This window comes from Flavobacterium psychraquaticum, assembly GCF_034497725.1.
Classification (GTDB): domain Bacteria; phylum Bacteroidota; class Bacteroidia; order Flavobacteriales; family Flavobacteriaceae; genus Flavobacterium; species Flavobacterium psychraquaticum.
This window is the reverse complement of sequence record NZ_JAXKVR010000030.1, coordinates 352,551-369,019: the sequence shown is the minus strand read 5'-3', so window position 1 is coordinate 369,019 and position 16,469 is coordinate 352,551. Positions and strand designations below refer to the sequence as shown.

Annotated in this window: 16 protein-coding genes; 9 read left to right on the top strand and 7 right to left on the bottom strand. The window is 32.4% G+C overall.

Going from position 1 to position 16,469, the window contains the following annotated elements; all coding sequences use genetic code 11:
* Position 1 precedes the first annotated feature (1 nt).
* Together T1L09_RS11365 and T1L09_RS11360 are read left to right on the top strand one after the other, a co-directional pair.
* Complete coding sequence (locus tag T1L09_RS11365) at positions 2-505, top strand: DUF2480 family protein (RefSeq protein ID WP_322551081.1); 504 nt, start codon at positions 2-4, stop codon at positions 503-505.
* A gap of 96 nt (positions 506-601) precedes the next feature.
* A complete protein-coding gene (locus T1L09_RS11360; protein ID WP_322551080.1) occupies positions 602-1,444 on the top strand; it encodes a DUF3078 domain-containing protein in 843 nt (280 codons plus the stop codon).
* A gap of 32 nt (positions 1,445-1,476) precedes the next feature.
* Here the strand turns inward: T1L09_RS11360 and hflX are convergent, their stop codons facing one another.
* The 4 genes from hflX to T1L09_RS11340 form a co-directional block, all read right to left on the bottom strand.
* The gene (gene hflX / locus T1L09_RS11355; RefSeq protein WP_322551079.1) at positions 1,477-2,712 is read right to left on the bottom strand and encodes a GTPase HflX; all 1,236 of its coding nucleotides are present in this window, start codon (positions 2,710-2,712) and stop codon (positions 1,477-1,479) included.
* A gap of 467 nt (positions 2,713-3,179) precedes the next feature.
* The gene (locus T1L09_RS11350) at positions 3,180-3,998 is read right to left on the bottom strand and encodes a DUF5689 domain-containing protein (RefSeq protein ID WP_322551078.1); all 819 of its coding nucleotides are present in this window, start codon (positions 3,996-3,998) and stop codon (positions 3,180-3,182) included.
* A 5-nt stretch (positions 3,999-4,003) separates the two neighbouring features.
* A complete protein-coding gene (locus T1L09_RS11345; protein ID WP_322551077.1) occupies positions 4,004-4,633 on the bottom strand; it encodes a choice-of-anchor J domain-containing protein in 630 nt (209 codons plus the stop codon).
* A gap of 11 nt (positions 4,634-4,644) precedes the next feature.
* A complete protein-coding gene (locus tag T1L09_RS11340; protein ID WP_322551076.1) occupies positions 4,645-7,410 on the bottom strand; it encodes a TonB-dependent receptor in 2,766 nt (921 codons plus the stop codon).
* A 139-nt stretch (positions 7,411-7,549) separates the two neighbouring features.
* Here T1L09_RS11340 and T1L09_RS11335 point away from each other — a divergent pair, with 139 nt between their 5' ends.
* From T1L09_RS11335 to amaB, 3 genes are all read left to right on the top strand, one after another.
* A complete protein-coding gene (locus tag T1L09_RS11335) occupies positions 7,550-8,674 on the top strand; it encodes an endonuclease/exonuclease/phosphatase family protein (protein ID WP_322551075.1) in 1,125 nt (374 codons plus the stop codon).
* 94 nt (positions 8,675-8,768) lie between these two features.
* A complete protein-coding gene (locus tag T1L09_RS11330; RefSeq protein WP_322551074.1) occupies positions 8,769-9,302 on the top strand; it encodes a 3-hydroxyanthranilate 3,4-dioxygenase in 534 nt (177 codons plus the stop codon).
* Positions 9,303-9,497: 195 nt separating this feature from the next.
* The gene (amaB, locus tag T1L09_RS11325) at positions 9,498-11,051 is read left to right on the top strand and encodes an L-piperidine-6-carboxylate dehydrogenase (protein ID WP_322551073.1); all 1,554 of its coding nucleotides are present in this window, start codon (positions 9,498-9,500) and stop codon (positions 11,049-11,051) included.
* Between the two features lie 108 nt (positions 11,052-11,159).
* Here the strand turns inward: amaB and T1L09_RS11320 are convergent, their stop codons facing one another.
* From T1L09_RS11320 to T1L09_RS11310, 3 genes are all read right to left on the bottom strand, one after another.
* A complete protein-coding gene (locus tag T1L09_RS11320; RefSeq protein WP_322551072.1) occupies positions 11,160-11,735 on the bottom strand; it encodes a PhnA domain-containing protein in 576 nt (191 codons plus the stop codon).
* 115 nt (positions 11,736-11,850) lie between these two features.
* The gene (locus T1L09_RS11315) at positions 11,851-12,348 is read right to left on the bottom strand and encodes a DUF6646 family protein (RefSeq protein WP_322551071.1); all 498 of its coding nucleotides are present in this window, start codon (positions 12,346-12,348) and stop codon (positions 11,851-11,853) included.
* Between the two features lie 41 nt (positions 12,349-12,389).
* Positions 12,390-13,124 (bottom strand): metallophosphoesterase family protein, encoded by a 735-nt coding sequence (locus T1L09_RS11310; RefSeq protein WP_322551070.1) that lies wholly within the window; start codon positions 13,122-13,124, stop codon positions 12,390-12,392.
* Positions 13,125-13,279: 155 nt separating this feature from the next.
* On the opposite strand from T1L09_RS11310, the gene T1L09_RS11305 reads away from it, so the two are divergent.
* From T1L09_RS11305 to T1L09_RS11290, 4 genes are read left to right on the top strand one after another with little or no spacing between them, the layout of a single operon-like run.
* Positions 13,280-13,498, top strand: a complete 219-nt coding sequence (locus T1L09_RS11305) for a hypothetical protein (RefSeq protein WP_322551069.1) — start codon at positions 13,280-13,282, stop codon at positions 13,496-13,498.
* A gap of 19 nt (positions 13,499-13,517) precedes the next feature.
* A complete protein-coding gene (locus tag T1L09_RS11300) occupies positions 13,518-13,694 on the top strand; it encodes a hypothetical protein (RefSeq protein WP_322551068.1) in 177 nt (58 codons plus the stop codon).
* A gap of 45 nt (positions 13,695-13,739) precedes the next feature.
* The gene (locus T1L09_RS11295) at positions 13,740-15,743 is read left to right on the top strand and encodes an ATP-binding protein (protein ID WP_322551067.1); all 2,004 of its coding nucleotides are present in this window, start codon (positions 13,740-13,742) and stop codon (positions 15,741-15,743) included.
* 37 nt (positions 15,744-15,780) lie between these two features.
* The gene (locus T1L09_RS11290) at positions 15,781-16,446 is read left to right on the top strand and encodes a response regulator (protein WP_322551066.1); all 666 of its coding nucleotides are present in this window, start codon (positions 15,781-15,783) and stop codon (positions 16,444-16,446) included.
* The last annotated feature ends 23 nt before the right edge of the window (positions 16,447-16,469 follow it).

Sequence of the window (16,469 nt, the reverse complement as noted above, 5' to 3'; positions counted from 1 at the left end):
TATGGAAAAAGAAATTATAAATAAGGTAGCTGAGAGTTCGTTGATGGTTTTCGATTTAGAAGATTATTATCCGGATGAACACGTGGTGGATTTAGATATTTCCCAATGGCTGTTGGAAGGATTTCTTTTGAAAGAATCCGATTTTAGAGCCCATTTAAAAGCTATGGATTGGTCGGCTTATCAAGACAAATATGTGGCGATTAATTGCGCTACTGATGCAATACTTCCGGCTTGGACTTATGCTTTGGTAGCGGTTCATTTAGCTCCGTATGCTTTAAAAATAATCCACGGAAATAAAGAATTGGCTATTATTGATTGGTATCAAGATGTATTAAATAAATTAGATTATACCGATTATTTTCAGAAACCAGTAATTCTGAAAGGCTGTTCCAAAAAAGCAGTTCCTAATCAAATTTATACATTAGCAATTCAAAAATTAATTAAAGTAGCTCGAAGTGTTATGTTTGGTGAAGCTTGTTCGGCTGTTCCGCTTTTCAAAAAGTAGTTCTTATCGTATAAATTGACGTTTTGACCTAGAATTTTTATTTTTTTGTGAAATATTGGTACTTTTGCAGCTTCAAAATTTTAAACAAAAATAAAAATGAAAAAAGTTTTATTACTTTTAGTTGCTTTCAGTTCAGTTGGTTTCGCTCAAGAAACTTCGAATGACACTGTGAAGCATTGGACAAGAAAAGGAGTTTTTACCGTATTAGCCAATCAATCTTCTTTTAGCAATTGGCAAGCTGGTGGACAAAATAATTTCGCTGGTAATGTAGGAATGAACTATGATTTCAACTACAAAAATGGTGATTGGAATTGGGATAATAAATGGATTGTTTCTTACGGTTTGACAAAAATCAAAGGAGCTGATACTCAAAAAACGGATGATAGATTAGAATTAAATTCTTTATTAGGAAAAAGAGCATCAGGCGAATGGTTTTATTCTGCCTTTTTCAATTTCAAAACACAAATGGATACGGGTTTAGATCCAGCGACTCAAAGTTTTAAAATATCACATTTCTTTTCTCCAGCTTATTTCCAGTTTGGACCGGGTATGTTGTGGAAAAAAAGTGATAATTTAAAAGTGAATTTTGCTCCGGCAACTTCAAAATTAATTATGGTTCACGACCATTTCACGGAATTTGGTTCTTCTTTTGGTGTAGAACAAGGCGATACTTCTAGATACGAATTAGGAGCGGCAATCAATGGTTATTATAAATTCAACATTATGGAAAACGTTTCTGTTGAAAATACGCTGAACTTATATTCTAACTATTTAGAAGATGTTCAAAATGTGGATATCGATTATCAATTGAATATTGTGTTGAAAGTTAATAAGTATTTATCTACGAATTTTGCTTTCCAAACTATTTATGATGATAATGCTTTTAGAGGCTTTCAAACCAAACAAGTTATTGGTGTTGGTGTGAATTATGGTTTCTAATTTGATCTAGTTGATATAAATGAAAAAAGACCTCAATCGAGGTCTTTTTCGTTTTCTACAGCGTCTTTATAATCGGGGTATAAAAACTTGTTGTATGGAAATCTGGTAATATGAATTTCTCTTACGGCTTCATAAACCTTCTCTCTAAATTCTTCAAAATTATCTTTTTCGGTAGCGGAAATAAACAACGTATTATTTTCACCCATTTTGCTCATCCAAGTTGCTTTCCATTCGGCTAAAGTAAAATGTTTGGAGGTTTTTTCGATACTTAAATCGTTTTCATCAAACTGTACGGGATGATAAGCATCAATTTTATTGAAAACCATAATGACTGGTTTTTCATTGCATTTTATATCTTGTAAAATTTTATTTACCGAAGCAATATGTTCTTCAAATTCAGGATGTGTAATATCTACAACGTGAAGCAATAAATCAGCCTCTCTAACCTCGTCTAAAGTACTTTTAAACGAATCTACAAGTTGTGTTGGTAGTTTTCTAATAAATCCAACCGTGTCGCTTAAAAGGAATGGTAAATTCTTAATTACGGTTTTTCGAACCGTAGTATCAAGTGTTGCGAATAATTTGTTTTCTACAAACACATCACTTTTTCCAACAGCGTTCATCAAAGTTGACTTTCCAACATTAGTATAACCAACAATTGCAACTCTAACCATAGTGCCGCGATTTCCTCGTTGCGTGCCCATTTGTTTGTCGATTGCTTTGATTTTTTCTTTTAATAAAGCAATACGATCACGAACAATACGTCTATCGGTTTCAATTTCTGTTTCACCAGGTCCCCGCATTCCAATTCCTCCTTTTTGACGCTCCAAATGCGTCCACATTCCGGTTAGTCTCGGTAATAAGTAAATACATTGCGCTAGTTCTACTTGGGTTCTTGCGTAGGATGTTTCGGCACGTTGTGCAAAAATATCTAAGATAAGATTGGTTCGATCTAATACTTTACAATCTAATTCTTTTGTGATATTTTTAGACTGTGATGGCGTAAGTTCGTCATCAAAAATAACGGTTTTTATGTCGTTGTCTTTGATGTAATATTTAATTTCTTCCAATTTTCCGGTTCCAACAAAGGTTTTTGGATTTGGTTTTTCCATTTTTTGTGAAAAGCGTTTGATCACTTTTCCGCCTGCAGTAAAGATTAGGAACTCCAGTTCGTCAAGATATTCTCTTAGTTTCTCTTCACTCTGATTTTGGGTTACAATTCCTACTACTATTGATTTTTCAAAGTCAATTACTTCTTTCTCTAACATATACTTTCTTTAAGAGTACAAAGATACGGATTTTCGAGCATAAAAAAAGCGACCGAATTTTGCCCCTATTTAGATTGTTAGGCGAATTTATTAATGGTTTTACAATTTCGTACAAATCAAAAAAAGGCTACTCAATTAAGAATAGCCTTTTAGAAGTGAAGAAATATCGTTTTATTGAATTTCTATCTTATCAATCTGTAAATTGTATAGTGAGTTGCTTCCAACTTTCAACGCAAATATATCACCTGTGTTTGAACTTTTAATCGAAACTATGTTAAGATCGTTGACATAATTGTTTGCTGTTGGTGTCAGGTTCAAACTATGAGATTTTCATCTTAAAAAACCTTAGTCTTAATCAAAGGCGCCGTAATGTTTTAACTAAAACTATTAGTGAAGCTATTGAAAGAGCTCAAGTTTTTGAAATTTACACCTCAAAATTGCGCATTCTCATTATCAAAATAGCGTTTTTAAATCCTAGGGTTAGTTAGTTTAACATCGTTTAATGTTCTAATCATAAATTGGTAAGTACTACCAAATTTAGTTAAAACACCTCTAATTTTACCATTTCCACTTGGAGTTTTAGCGGCTGCAAAACCTGCAAACTCACTAACTCTAACAATAATTTTGGTGCCAAATTCATCAATAATTTCGTGATTCGTTGCACCACCAAAACTATTTAATGATTGATCATAATATGTTTTACCTAAAGAAGGGTTTGTAAATTGAACTGCATTAAGTTCAATCAACATATTTAAGTTTTGATCATTTTTGGCTTGCGCTATTGTTAGATTCTTTACGATAGCATTTTCGTCCACCTTATCACAAGAGCTTAAAATTACATTTTTGTATTCAACCCCTGATATTCTTCCTACACCACTATTAAAAGATGTACCAATAACCGTTGAACCATTTTGCTTAACAAGATAGATAGTATTATTTAATCTTATTGTTACTTTTCTACCTGGTTCAAATTCAGTGTATAAGTTGTAAGAATCTACAGGTATGCTAAATCCTTTCAATCCGTCTAGCGACATCATAGAAATAGACTTGTAGAAATTTCCACCCTCATCACTTGATGTAACGTAAGCTTCAATATAATCTGTTACAGTTGCGTCTGCAGTGTACGGCGCCGCACTAAATGTTGCCATATTTGTAACGTCTATAACTTCTTTTGTTTTGTCTATAGTTATGCATGCTGCTTCTGGAGTTCCATAATCATCACCATTAACACAACTTGTTAAACTCGCCATAAAAGCGATTGTTGCAATCAATTTTAATTTCTTCATAGCATTTAGTTTTTTGTAATCTTAATGTTATCTAACTGTAATGTTGTTGTAACACCGCCAGTAGTTTTGCTACCTGTATATTTGAAAGCGATTCTTACATTATCACTTGACATATAGTTGCTTAAATCAATCGCGCCACTTCTTACAGTTACATCGTTTGCTGTTGGTTTAGCAAATGAAAGTTCCGTCCACGTTGCTGTTGCAATTCCCGCAGTTGTTCCATCATAGTTTGTAGAAACTAGTGCTTGTAAAGGATATCCATTAGCAAATCTAGTCAGAGTAGAAAATGAGAGTGTTGGTGCAGTAGTAGTTGTTAAGTCAGTGGCAGGTGTAATTAACCATGTTTTATCTGAAACTCCTGATGCTGAGTAAAACGAAGAAAACTCAGCGAAATTGTTATTAGAAAATGTTTTTCCAATCCACAAACGTGTACCACTTTCGTTATAATTTACCCAGTCTGTCAAATTTATTGGAATTTCACTTGATCCGCTTCCAGTTGGAATATCATTGAAACTCTCGGTGAAGGTATATTCTATGATTTTAGGAATTGAATAATCATCTTCACTTACGCAGCTAGTTAAAGCACTTGTTGCAAGCGCTAAAACTAAAAATATTTTTAAAAATTTAATTTTCATCGTCTTTTTTGTTAGAAGTTAATATAGAAGTTAACAAATGCTGTTCTTCCATAACCATAGAAATATTTTGAGCCAAAAGAAGGTGTTCCGTTAGCGTTGTCTGCTTGTAAGTCTGGAAAATTAGCTTTTCTAGATTGTTCAAAACCGCCTGTTTTGTATCTCACGTCAAAAACGTTGTTTATCGAAGCAAAGAATCCAACCGTGTTTCTATTTGCTTTACTAATTCTCCAAGATTTTCCTCCTGTTAAATTTATCAAAGTAAAATCGTCGAATTTTTCTTGTTTCAAAATTTCTCTAACCGCTTCTTGAGTTGCTCCAGGATAAGTATCACCACTTGGGTTAATCGTAAAGTTATTTGTTCTTAAAACGTTAGAAACATCGATGTAGCTATCTGCTAAATAATTTACGTTAGCACCAATCCACCAAAACTGAGGAGCTCTATATTCTAATCCAAAAGAAGCAGCTTTTTGAGGCATTCCTGGTTGGAAATAATCTTTAAGATACGTTGTTCCTAAATCAATTAATGTATTCGAACCTGTTGTAGCTAGTGCGTCATCATTAATTTTTAATTTAGCATTTCCTGAATAGATATATTGACCATAAGAAGCCGCTGCTGTAGCTTTGATTGTAGAAGTAATTTGGTATTCTAAACCAAGTTCCGCTCCCATATTTTGCTTATCAATTCCTCTAGTAATTTCACTTACGAAGGTATCGCTATCGCCAGCTTCATCAGAAAATTCTCCGTAGTAGAAACTTACTTCTGTTGCGTCTTTAATTTTAGCATAAAAACCAGTTAATCTTGCTTTAAATTTAGGCATTCTTACAATATAACTACCATCTGCACTCACAATTGTTTCGCTTTTGATATCTGTTGTTAGTTTGTTGTTAACTCGAGCATTTGAGAATGCATTTTTTAGACTCGGTGCTTTAGTTTGGTATAAACCGTTGAAGTCAAAGTAATGTCTTCCTGATAATTTATAAGTTAAACCTCCTTTAAATCCAAAGTTTTCAAAAGTAATACTTTGTCCTTTTCCGAATGAATTATTAGCATAAATTCCGTTTCTATATAAACCTTCTCTTTGGTATTCTGTTCTAGAAAAAGATTGAGCTAAATAAAAATCTGCTTTGTCATAAGTGAATTTAAATTGCGTAAAACCATCAAAAGTTAAAGCGCGTAACAAATAGTTATAACCATACGTTTCATTTTCACCAACTTGTCTGTTTGGATTATTTAAATCTGATTGTGAAGCATCTCCAGCAAAGAACGTATCTATATCTGAAAAGTACTGACCACCCATTAAGTCCAAAAGATTTTGAAAGTTATGAGATCTTAATTTTCTAAAATTAACACCAGCATTTAAACTTATATTGTCAGATAAACTTGATTGTAAAATTGAATTTGCGTTTAACAGGTTATCATCTGTTCTGTCTTCATACAATACGTATACACTTCTTCCTGCAAAAGCACTTGTAGTATTTGCATAATACATAGCATCCCAATCTAGTTGAGCATCAGATTGAAAACCTTGACCAATTGCAGTTAATTGTTCTGGCGAATAGCCACCTAAATTATTGTAATAACTTGGTAAATTTCTATAATATGTTTTGTCAGGATTGTTTCCTAATTGATAGTCTAATCTTGTATTACCAATAGATCCTGTTTGAAAAGCAACATTCGTATTTAAATTAGTACGCTCGGATAATTTCCAATAATGAGATAACATTACGATTGGTTCTTCAATGTCTTTATCTCTTGAATTACGTTTTTTGCCGTTTTGATATCCCCAATAAGAATTATATTCAATTCCCATTAAATTAGTAACTTCATCTGTGTTTGGAGATGATTTTCCTCTACTATTTTGAGCGTAAATTGCAGTTAAGTTTAAACTGTGTTTTTCGTTAATTTTTTTCTCAACACTTGCAAATAATGAATTTGCAGCATAATCTGTTCCTTCAAAATAACCTTCTTCAGCCCATCTTCTTGAGGCAGAAACCACAAAAGCCCAACCGTCTTTGTTCATACCAGACGCATGAGTTCCCATAGTTCTGAAGTTATAATTAGTATTCGTTCCAGACATAGAAATTCTTGTTCCAGGACGATAGAATGAAGCTCTAGTATTGATTTGTTGCGTACCTAAAGCACTACCAAATGTGTAGTCAGACGGAGCAGAACCCATTGAAAATTCTTGATTTCTAGTTGCGTCGTTTAAACCCCCCCAGTTGCTCCATTGTGGTCTTCCATCATAAATCTTGTTCATTACAATACCATTAATCATCGTGGTACCATATTCGTTGTCTAAACCTCTGATTCTAAAACGAGCTTGTCCCCAATTGAAGGCAGCAGCTTGTTGATAAGTATCACGAGAAGCTTGTAATAAACCTGCGGTACTTTCAGAACCACTATTATCATCACCTAAATCATTTTCAGTAATAGTTACTAAGCTCAATTGTTGTTCAGAAGTAATGTCTTCCTCTAAAACAATAATACCTAAATCAACAGTTTCTTCCGTAGATGGTTCTAACAAATAAGTTTGTTGACTATAACCATTAGTTTTCACCAATAAAACTTGATTACCAGGCGGAACCGTTTGAAAAACGAAATTTCCATCAAAATCAGTTAAAACAGACTGGTTGGTACTTTGAATCAAAGCAACAACGTTTTGTAATGGTTTTTGGCTTTTAGCATCGATAACCTTACCTTTTAAGGCTGGGTTTTGTTGTGCGAAAACAAAAACAGCTTGTAGTACTAGTAAAGTACTTAAAACAAGTTTTTTCATAAAGAATATTAAAATTAATACTAATTTAATGTTAAGCTTTTAAAAACTTAACAGCCTACAAAGGTATAACTTTTAATAATATTATTTACCTTTGGCACCCAATTTGTATACAACTTGATAATTATATAACATTCGTTTTATGAAAATTAAAAATTTTATTGCTGCTTTTGTTGTGTTATTCACAATAAACAATGGTTTAGCTCAAGACAAAAAGTTTAAAGTGCACACGGTCGCATTCTATAATGTCGAAAATTTATTTGATACCATCAATGATCCAGATACTTATGATGAAGAGTATACGCCAGTTAACGGCTGGACTAAAAAAAATTATGAAAAAAAATTAGACAATTTAAGTAGAGTGCTAATTGAATTAGGAACAAGTGATATGCAGAAAAATGCTCCTGTAATCATCGGTGTTTGTGAAGTAGAAAACAGAAAAGTTTTAGAAGACTTAGTCAAACATCCAAGATTAATTGACAAAGGATACAAAGTTGTTCATTTTGACTCGCCAGATAAACGTGGAATTGATGTTGGTTTTATATACCAAGAAAAATATTTCCAACCGACAAGTTACATCAATGTGCCGCTTTATGTGTATCAAAACGAAGAGACTACGGCCAAGAAGTCTAAGAAAAGTGAAGGTGATGACGATGAGATAGAAAAAAATAAAAATTACGATACTAAAACTAAAAGAATTTACACACGTGACCAACTTTTAGTTACAGGAATGTTAGATGGTGAAGAAGTTAGCGTAATTGTAAACCACTGGCCATCACGTTCAGGAGGAGAAAAAAGAAGTAGTCCTTACAGAGAAGCAGCGGGAAGATTAAACAGAAAAATAATGGATTCGCTAATTAAAGTTAACCCAAATGCTAAAATGATTACAATGGGTGACCTTAATGATGGAACTTATAACAAAAGTGTGAAAGAAGGAATTGGTGCAAAACTTAAAAAAGACGAACTTAAAAAACCAGCGGATATTTATAATCCTTTTGAGCAAATGGCTAAAGACGGAAATGCTTCTTTGTTTTATAGAGATTCAGGTGATATTTTTGACCAAATTATGGTATCGCAACAATTCATTTCAAAAGACAAAAACGATTACGGATCTTTCAAATATTGGAAAGCGGGAATTTATAACAAACCGTTCCTAATTCAAAAAACAGGACAATATAAAGGCTATCCTTTGAGAAATCAAAACAATGTTCCAGGATTCTCAGATCACTTTCCAGTATATATTTACTTAGTGAAAGAGGTTAAGTAATTCTTAAAAATTTTATAAAAAGGTTAGTTTGTAATGAAAATTATGGCTAACCTTTTTTCTTTTTAGTAACTTCGTAGTCACAAAACTATAAACTATGGCAATTCAAAAACCATTCAATCTTACGAAATGGGTTGAAGAAAACCGAGCTTTACTAAAACCACCAGTTGGTAACAAAAATTTATACGTCAGTTCTGGCGATTATATCATTATGGTTGTAGCCGGACCAAATGCTAGAAAAGACTACCACTACAGTGGAAGCGAAGAATTGTTTTACCAATTAGAAGGAAATATTACCGTTTATGTTCAGGATAATGGCGAGAAAAAAGCTATGAAATTAGGTCCTGGTGATATGTTTTTATTGCCTGCAAAAACACCACATTCTCCCGTTCGTGAAGAAAACTCAATTGGATTAGTGGTAGAAAAAAAACGCGAAGCAAATGATATTCCTGATGGATTACTTTGGTTTTGCGACAATTGCAACCACAAATTACACGAAGTTTATTTTGAATTAGAAGACATTGAAGTTGACTTTTTAGCCCATTTCAAACACTTTTATGGTTCGGAAGAACTACGAACTTGCGAAAATTGTGGCACCGTTATGGAAGCAGATCCAAGATTTGTAAAATAATTTTAAGGAGCTTATTCCAGCTGTCCACTATATCTTTTTATTTTTTTAAATAAAAAAACAAATAGGATGCCGTTCCCATCTGGGCTAGGGCATTTTCTTCTTAATCATAATTCTTGTGTAACAACAAGCACTAAAAAAGTCAAAAAAAAGCACTATTTTTGCTTAAATATAACAAAAACATCAAAAAAAGTTACAATGTCAACAATAGCTCAACAATTTGGAATGGAAGAAGCTTTAGCACAATTAGGCGTTAAAGCTATAAATGACGGAACTTCAACAGGAAACGAATGGTTCTCTAACGGAGAATTAATCGAAAGTTATTCCCCAGTTGATGGTCAATTAATAGGAAAAGTAAGAACAACAACTGCTGCCGATTACGAAAGAGTAATGGAAAGTGCTACAAAAGCTTTCAAAACTTTTAGAACTATGCCAGCGCCTCAAAGAGGAGAAATCGTGCGTCAGTTTGGAAATAAATTAAGAGAATTAAAAGAACCATTAGGGAAACTAGTTTCTTATGAAATGGGGAAATCATTGCAAGAAGGTTACGGAGAAGTTCAAGAAATGATTGATATCTGTGATTTTGCAGTAGGTTTATCGCGTCAATTAAACGGACAAACGATTCCTTCAGAGCGTCCAATGCACGTAATGAGAGAACAATGGCATTCCATAGGAGTTGTCGGAATTATTTCTGCATTCAACTTCCCAGTTGCGGTTTGGTCTTGGAACACGGCTTTAGCTTGGATTTGTGGCGATGTTTGCGTTTGGAAAGCTTCAGAAAAAGCACCTTTATGTTCAATCGCTTGTCAAAATATTATCGCTGGAATCTTAAAAGAAAATAATTTACCAGAGGGTATTTCTTGTATCATCAACGGAGATTACAAAGTAGGTGAAATGATGACTACAGATGTTAGAATTCCTTTAATTTCTGCTACAGGTTCTACAAGAATGGGAAGAATCGTTGGAACAACAGTTGCTCAACGTTTCGGAAAATCATTATTAGAATTAGGCGGAAACAACGCAATTATCATCACACCAACGGCTGATTTAAAAGTTGTGGTTCCTGGTGCTGTTTTTGGTGCTGTCGGAACTGCCGGACAAAGATGTACTTCTACCAGAAGACTAATCATTCACGAATCGGTTTATGATAAAGTAAGAGATGCAATTGTTGGCGCATACAAACAATTAACCATTGGAAATCCATTAGATCAAAAAAATCATATTGGCCCACTTATCGATAAAGATGCGGTGAACACCTATTTAGCTGCTATTGAAAAAGCAAAAGCTGAAGGTGGAAAAGTATTAGTTGATGGTGGTGTTCTTTCTGGTGAAGGATACGAATCAGGTTGCTACGTGAAACCAGCAATTATTGAAGCAGAGAATCATTTTGAAATCGTTCAACACGAAACTTTTGCTCCGGTTTTATATTTAATGAAATATTCTGGAGATGTTGAAAATGCTATTGATCTTCAAAACGGAGTAGCACAAGGATTATCTTCTGCAATTATGACGAATGATTTAAAAGAAGCTGAAAAATTCTTATCATTCTCAGGTTCAGATTGTGGAATTGCAAACGTAAACATCGGAACATCGGGTGCTGAAATTGGTGGTGCTTTTGGTGGTGAAAAAGAAACAGGTGGTGGTCGTGAATCAGGTTCTGATGCTTGGAAAGTATATATGAGAAGACAAACTAACACAGTAAATTATTCAGACGAATTGCCTTTAGCACAAGGAATTAAATTTGATTTGTAAAATTTAATAGAATAAGTTATAAACTTAAAACTTATATCAAAAAAGGCGTTCAAAATTTTGAACGCCTTTACTTTTTAAACTAATATGACTTATATGTTTCCCAAAATTTTACTTCGTTTTCTTCACGTATTGTGTCAAAATAAAAATAGTTTGATTTTCAACTCTACCTTCAATAAGCGTAGCATCGTCCCAGACTAATTTAATATTATGCACCGCAGCACCACGTTTTGCAGTGAATGTTGCTCCTTTTACATCTAAATCTTTTATTAATACAACAGAATCGCCGTCTAATAACGTAACTCCATTACTGTCTTTATGAACTATTTTGTTTTCGTCTTCTTCTTCGTCTTCACCGGTTGCTTTTGCCCATACTAAAGCGTCTTCGTCTAAATACATCATTTCTAGCAAATCGTTATTTTTCAAACGTGCTAACATTCTCCATGATAAAATTTGAACGGGTAAGTTTTCATTCCACATACTATCAGACAAGCCTCTCCAGTCTTTTTCATCAGTAGTTTCTGGATTTTCCACTTGGTCTTTCAAGCTTTTAGCGATCAATACCGAATGTTCTAAACTTTCCGCAGTATGTGGTGGTAAAGTATACACTACTAAATCATGTTCGGCGCCGCTGATTTCACAAACTGAACCACTGCGGTCTTTTAGTTTTTTTTCTATTACACTCATTTTGAATGGATTTTAATTTATGATATTCTACGCAAAGGTAAAAATTGTTATTTGTTAGCATAAAAAAAAGCAACTTTTTTGACGAGTTGCTTTTTTGATATCCTAAAAATTAATATTACAAGTTAAATGAAGCACCAAAATGGAATACAAATTGGTTGTTATAATGTTCAAAACCTCTTACTTCAGAATCGTATCTTGCTAATGGAGCAGAGCCTTCTGCATAAACGCCAAAACCATCAGTAAAGAAATAACGGAATCCTAAGTGAGCACCAAAATTACGCGTTCCTAAATGCAAACCAGGATAAATATCCATTTTTGGATCTAATCCTAATACATTTCCAATGTTTGCATTAAAACGGGCTTTAACATCAGCTCTGTCTTCAAATTTAGCTTTGCTAGCATCAATATCGTTGGCGTCTAACAAGTAAGTGGCTACAAAACCAAAAGACATATTTTCTCCCAATCCAAAATCTACGGTAGAAGTAATTCCAGTTCCGCCATCTTGAAGGTTTAATCCTACTTGAAACTTAGTATCTCCTTTTCCTTGAAAAGCTTGTGCATTCGAAATTTGAACCGCTGCAAATAACGTAATAAGTAGTAAAATTTTTTTCATCGTGATTTTATTTTTTAATAAAGTGCAAATATAAGAATATTTTAGTTTCTTCCCTTTTCGTTTGGATATAAATCTGGTAGTGGCTCACTTTGGTGAAATTCTTTGGATGCTACGTCCATAATAGTTAACTTTCCTTTAAAGGCAGCTCCGGTGTCAACATTCCAAACATTGGCAAAATTCACAGGAACTTCTTTACCTATATAAGTAACCGGCGTGTGACCAATGAAAATTTCGTTGTATAATTTCAAACGTTTTGGATAGAAAATACTGTCGGTTGCAAGATTTTTATCTAGAGCCATTACCATTTCCCAAAGCGTTCTGTCCCAATAAAAAGAGGGTTTAAAGAATTCATTTTCGACTCCTCTTTGATTAGAAAATCCAGCATGCAAATACAATCGATTATTTTCGTCTAAATAATAATCTTGGAGTGATTTCAAAAAAGTGATGTGTTTGCTCTTTGTTGTATCATTAATATCTTGGTAGGATAATACCGTAGCATCTCCTCCGTGTAAATACCAAAGTGATTTGTCGCTATTTTGATTGACATTAGTTAACCATTCTAACAATAATTGGTCGTGATTACCTCGTATAAAAATACATTTTTGATGTTGTTGAAGGGCAATTAAGTAATCTATAACAGCTGGAGATTCGCTCCAACCGTCTACGTAATCACCTAAAAATATGAGCGTATCTTCTGCATTAAAATTTGTTTTTTTTAATACTTGAACAAGTGCTTTTAGACCTCCGTGGATGTCTCCGATGACAAATTTTTTCATAAAATCTCAGTAAACATTGGAAAAAAAAAGTGAAAATGTACAGAAAATCTGTAACAGATTTAAATATACGTTTCTTATTTTTATAAAGCAAAAATGAACAAAATAAATAGAATTCAACCTATAACAAATTATAAATATTTAAAAACCCAAACATTATGAAAAATTCATTAAAATTATTTGGAGTATTAGTTTTTAGTCTTTCCGTGTTTTCATGTTCTACTGATGAGCAAGATGCGGATTTAGAGAGAGCCCTTAATTTGTCGGAAAGTAGTTATCAAAGAGAAGGAGTTGATTCAACAAATATTGCTGACTCTACTACTGTAGTAACTCATAAAGAAGACAGTAATCCAGTTACCGTATCTAAAAAAGACTAATAATTTTAAATTTATAAACATGAAAACACTTATAATCTTACTAATGAGTTCTTTGTTTTTTTCAAACGTGTCAAATGACAAAGAAAATGATCCAATTCAAAAAATAATGAAGCTTAAAATCGAAAAAACCAATCTTATCAATGACGATAATGGTTTGAACGCAAGAATACCAATAATAATTGTAAAAAGAGATTAATTATTATCTTTAAATACTAAATTTGTTCAAAAGCAAATCCATTAATTGAAACATATAATAATTTTATTTAGTTTGTTTTTTCTTGTAGGGTGTAATCCTATCGAGGATAAATCAGTTGTCAAAGATAAATTAGATTTATACTTTGAAAAGAGTTCAGATATAAATTTAAATAATGAAATAAAATTAAAATTTACAGATTCTGCAAAAGTTTTGATAGAGGAATTTAAAAGTTTTGATTCCTTAGCAATGAAAAATTATTTTAAGCTGGCTAATAGATATTTCACTTTGCGCGATTACGATAATTATAAATTGACAACTGATAAAATACTAAAAATTTCACAATCGAATAAAGATTCGATTAACATTGCTAAGGCAGAATATTATTTAGGAGACTACTATTTAAATATTTCTAAAAACGATAGTGCTTATTACTATTATTTGTCGGCAGAAAAAAAATATGAAAAAATTAAAGACCTTCCTAATTTAGCTAATACAATACTGCACAAAGCTTACGTTTTATATTATGAAAAAGACTTTTTAGGGAGTGAATCGGAGACGATTAGAGTTTTAAACTTTGCTAATGACGTAATTGACGAGTTGTTAATTTATGAATGTTATTCACACCTTGGTGCCTCTTTATCCGGTCTAGGAGATTATGAAAAAGCATTGGAGTACCATCAAAAAGCACTTTTAGAAGTAAAAAAGATTAAGAACGAGGTTTATAAAGCTATTTATCAAGCGCAAACTTTAAATAACATTGGATTCGTATACCTTAACGTAAATAAATTAAATGAAGCCAGTCAGATTTTTTCGGAAGGGTTAAAAATCAAAGATTTAGAAGATTTACAACCCGTGCTATATGCTTCTTTGCTTGATAATTATAGCTATTCAAGATTTAAAATTAACCCAGAAGAAGGTTTAGAAGATTTTAAAAAAGTATTGAATTTTCGTAATGAAATTAGCGATATTCAAGGTAAAGTGAATAGCTTGAATCATTTAACAGAATATTATTTAGCTCAAAAAGATACTGTAACAGCACTTGATTACAACAAAGAAGCTTATAAATTAGCTAAAGAATCCAACTTTAATAGGGAAGTTTTAATTTCCTTAGATTTTTTCACAAAACTACTACCAAAAGAAGGATTAGCTTATGCTAAAGAATACATCAAGCTAAATGATGACCTTCAAAGAAAAGAACGTGCCACTCGAAATAAATTAGCCCGAATTGAATTTGAAACCGATGAAATAATATCAGAAAAGGAAAAAATTTCTAATCAGCAACAATTTATTTTAATATCTTCCTTATTAATTATTTCTTTTGGATTTTTATTTTATATCATTCTTTATCAGAGAGGTAAACACAAAGATTTTGCTTTTAAGCAACAGCAACAAGAATCAAACGAAGAAATTTATAGGTTGATGCTTAATAATCAGGAAGAAATTAATGAGGTTAGAAATACCGTTAAAAGAAGTATTGCTTTAGATCTCCACGATAATATTTTAAACCGACTAGCAAGTACACGTTTAAATTTATTTGCAATCTCCAGGGTACAAGATGAAGTTACAATTAAAAAAGCTATTGATCAAGTGGAAGCTATTCGCGTCATTGAACAAGAAATACGTGCTTTTTCACACGAGCTTTATAATGATTCTATTTTAAGCAAAAGTAATTTTAAGAATATATTAGAAGAACTTGTGAAAAGTCAGCAAGAAACGTATTCTTTAGATTGCAAGCTTATTTATGACGATACTATTAACGAAATTGTTCCGGAAATTAAGATGAATGTTTATCGGATTATTCAGGAAGCTTTTAATAATATCAACAAGTATGCAAATGCTACAAAAGTTATGCTTTACCTTGATTTTGATGCAGCAGGTTTTTTGTGTTTAGAAATTTATGACAATGGTAGTGGTTTTAATACAAAAAAAGTAAAAGAAGGAATAGGTCTTAAAAATATGAAGAGCAGAACAGAAACCATTAAAGGAGAGTTGCATATAGAATCAGAAAAAAATAAGGGTACTCGTATTACATTAAAAGTAAAATTGTAAATAACCAATTTGTAATTGTGAAATAATAGAAATAAAGATGAAAAGTTTAAATATTTTAATGATCGATGACCATCCTTCTATGATAGAAGGATATAAAAGTATCTTATCCTTTAATGAATTAGGCCTCCATATTAATACGACGCCTGCATATAATTGCGAAACGGCTTACAATATTATTATGTCTGAGGAAAATTTAGAAGCTTATGATATGGCTTTTGTAGATTTGAGCTTACCGCCGTATGTAGAGAAAAACATAAAGAGTGGTGAAGACTTGGCATTGTTAATTAGAAAAAAATTTAAAAAATGTAAAGTCGTAATTTTAACGTCACATGCCGAAGCTTTTATTTTAGACAACATTCAAAAAACCATTGAACCAAACGGTTTATTAGTAAAAAGTGATTTTACTGCCGAGGAATTTTTAATGGCTTTTGAACAGATTTATACTAATCAGGTTTACACTAGTAAAACCGTTGTAGATAATATTGCAGAACTTTACGAAAAAAGGGCTTTTTTAGATGATAATAATAGACTGTTAATTACGCTTTTAGGTGAAGGCATTAAAACTAAAAACCTACCACAGCATATGAATTTATCAATAAGCGCAATTGATAAAAGAAAAGCGCAAATTCGCCATTACTTTAAAATTGAAAAAGGTAGTGACGAAGACATCGTTCGCGCGGCTAAAAATCACGGACTGATCTAATTTTAATGTAAAAACTGAGCAAA

What these genes read in the sequence shown, in the direction of transcription:
- T1L09_RS11365 (WP_322551081.1), top strand. Translation starts at nt 2, where the DNA reads ATGGAAAAAGAAATTATAAATAAGGTAGCTGAGAGTTCGTTGATGGTT.
- T1L09_RS11360 (WP_322551080.1), top strand. Translation starts at nt 602, where the DNA reads ATGAAAAAAGTTTTATTACTTTTAGTTGCTTTCAGTTCAGTTGGTTTC.
- hflX (WP_322551079.1), bottom strand. Translation starts at nt 2,712, where the DNA reads ATGTTAGAGAAAGAAGTAATTGACTTTGAAAAATCAATAGTAGTAGGA.
- T1L09_RS11350 (WP_322551078.1), bottom strand. Translation starts at nt 3,998, where the DNA reads ATGAAGAAATTAAAATTGATTGCAACAATCGCTTTTATGGCGAGTTTA.
- T1L09_RS11345 (WP_322551077.1), bottom strand. Translation starts at nt 4,633, where the DNA reads ATGAAAATTAAATTTTTAAAAATATTTTTAGTTTTAGCGCTTGCAACA.
- T1L09_RS11340 (WP_322551076.1), bottom strand. Translation starts at nt 7,410, where the DNA reads ATGAAAAAACTTGTTTTAAGTACTTTACTAGTACTACAAGCTGTTTTT.
- T1L09_RS11335 (WP_322551075.1), top strand. Translation starts at nt 7,550, where the DNA reads ATGAAAATTAAAAATTTTATTGCTGCTTTTGTTGTGTTATTCACAATA.
- T1L09_RS11330 (WP_322551074.1), top strand. Translation starts at nt 8,769, where the DNA reads ATGGCAATTCAAAAACCATTCAATCTTACGAAATGGGTTGAAGAAAAC.
- amaB (WP_322551073.1), top strand. Translation starts at nt 9,498, where the DNA reads ATGTCAACAATAGCTCAACAATTTGGAATGGAAGAAGCTTTAGCACAA.
- T1L09_RS11320 (WP_322551072.1), bottom strand. Translation starts at nt 11,735, where the DNA reads ATGAGTGTAATAGAAAAAAAACTAAAAGACCGCAGTGGTTCAGTTTGT.
- T1L09_RS11315 (WP_322551071.1), bottom strand. Translation starts at nt 12,348, where the DNA reads ATGAAAAAAATTTTACTACTTATTACGTTATTTGCAGCGGTTCAAATT.
- T1L09_RS11310 (WP_322551070.1), bottom strand. Translation starts at nt 13,124, where the DNA reads ATGAAAAAATTTGTCATCGGAGACATCCACGGAGGTCTAAAAGCACTT.
- T1L09_RS11305 (WP_322551069.1), top strand. Translation starts at nt 13,280, where the DNA reads ATGAAAAATTCATTAAAATTATTTGGAGTATTAGTTTTTAGTCTTTCC.
- T1L09_RS11300 (WP_322551068.1), top strand. Translation starts at nt 13,518, where the DNA reads ATGAAAACACTTATAATCTTACTAATGAGTTCTTTGTTTTTTTCAAAC.
- T1L09_RS11290 (WP_322551066.1), top strand. Translation starts at nt 15,781, where the DNA reads ATGAAAAGTTTAAATATTTTAATGATCGATGACCATCCTTCTATGATA.